Origin of the sequence: Bacillus sp. MM2020_4 (assembly GCF_011250555.1) — a bacterium.
Taxonomy (GTDB): Bacteria; Bacillota; Bacilli; order Bacillales; family Cytobacillaceae; genus Neobacillus.
The window spans coordinates 1-1646 of the sequence record NZ_JAANMZ010000095.1; the positions used below are offsets into that span (position 1 = coordinate 1).

Genomic DNA, 1646 nt, shown 5'->3' on the forward strand with positions numbered 1-1646 from the left:
GATTATTAGCATTGTATTTTCATTAGTTTTTATATTTACTTCAAAATGGATAGTAACCATAATTGCACCTGGAATTCAGGGTACGGCTTATTTCCGAGTGGCTGTTTTAATGTCACAAATAATGATACCTTCAATAATATTTTTAACCACATCCTCAATAATAACAAGTGTCTTACAGATAAATAATAAATTTTATATTAGTTCATCCATTAATATTTCAAATAATATTATTACTATTATCTTTGCATTTGTTGGTGGATTATTTGGGAATATATATTGGCTAGCGATAGGTACATTGTTTGGAGCGGTAAGCCAGTTGATTATTCAGCTACCATCATACAGAAGGTTGGGTTTAAGTTTCAAAGTTAGCTTAGATATAAATGTTAAACCAATAAGGGAAACATTAAAATTAGTTGGTCCTGCTTTTATTGGTATAGCAGCATTTCAAATTAACACTTTGGTTGACCGTTACATTGCTTCTGGCCTTGGAGAAGGAAGCATTGCTGCCTTAACCCTTGCAAATAGATTGTTAATTATTCCTCAGGGGCTATTCGTTGTTGCAATCTATACAGTTAATTTTCCTATATTAACAAAAATGTTTAATAAGGGTGATATTGAAAGTTTTAGGCGAGTTTATTCAGAAGGAATTAGTTTAATTACTTTATTAACAATTCCTCTATCGTTTTATTTATATTTCTTTTCTGAACCATTGATTCAAATATTCTTTGAATATAATTCTTTTGATAGTCAAGCAACCACTTATACAGCTAATGCACTTAAAATGTTTTCTGTGGGAATGTTGGGATTATGTTTAAGAGAGTATCTCGTGAAAGTTTATTATTCAATGAAAATGACCATGGTACCAATGTATACTAGCATTTTCGCAATCATATTGAATATAATTTTAAGTTTATTTCTTTCCTCAAGAATGGGGTATGAAGGGATAGCACTTGCTACGTCAATTGCAATGACGGTTGCCACCATTTTGTTGCTTATAATATTTATTATGAGACAGGGTGATTTTGGTGTGTATACTTGGCTGTATAAAGTGTTTATTATTACAATTTGTTCGACTATATCAATTACCTCAATGACTTATATATATAAGTATTTTGATGGAAAAATTAATATATTTGCAAATCAAATTCTAATTTTATTAGTCGGGTGTGTTGTTTATATTTTGTTTCTTTTATTATTAAGAAACTCCGATATGATAAGTATATTAAATTTATTAAGGTCTAAAGTAAATATGAAAAATGGGTCTTTGGTAAAAAGATCCTAAATGGTTAATTTTCAGCTACCGCTATCAACGATAATCTGCAAAGAGGTTCTATATATGAATATTAAAAGCAGGGATAAAAACATATTGACAGATAAAATGGATTTAAACAAAGGTTTGTTATTAAAAAGGTGGAATACGTTTTATTTGTTTGGTATTATCACGGTAATTTATTTAATCCCTACTATTAGGATATTTGGTAACATTCCAGTTAGGGCAGAATTACTACTAAGTAGCTTTTATTTATTGATATTACTGATTATCTTTAAAGAAAGTATTAGTATAACTAGATTTGGAATATTTTATGTGCATCTTCTATTGGTTAATTTTATTTTCCAAATATTTATGGTTTTTATTTATACATTTG

At 28.5% G+C, this 1646-nt stretch carries 2 protein-coding genes; both read left to right on the forward strand.

Translation table 11 applies throughout. The annotated features are described in order from the left end of the window. Positions 1-1282, forward strand: a 1282-nt coding sequence (murJ, locus tag G6554_RS25175; RefSeq protein ID WP_166246838.1) for a murein biosynthesis integral membrane protein MurJ, incomplete at its 5' end; no start/stop codon positions are given. A gap of 54 nt (positions 1283-1336) precedes the next feature. Continuing rightward, on the forward strand, positions 1337-1646 hold a 310-nt coding region (locus G6554_RS25635), incomplete at its 3' end, for a hypothetical protein (protein ID WP_207627754.1).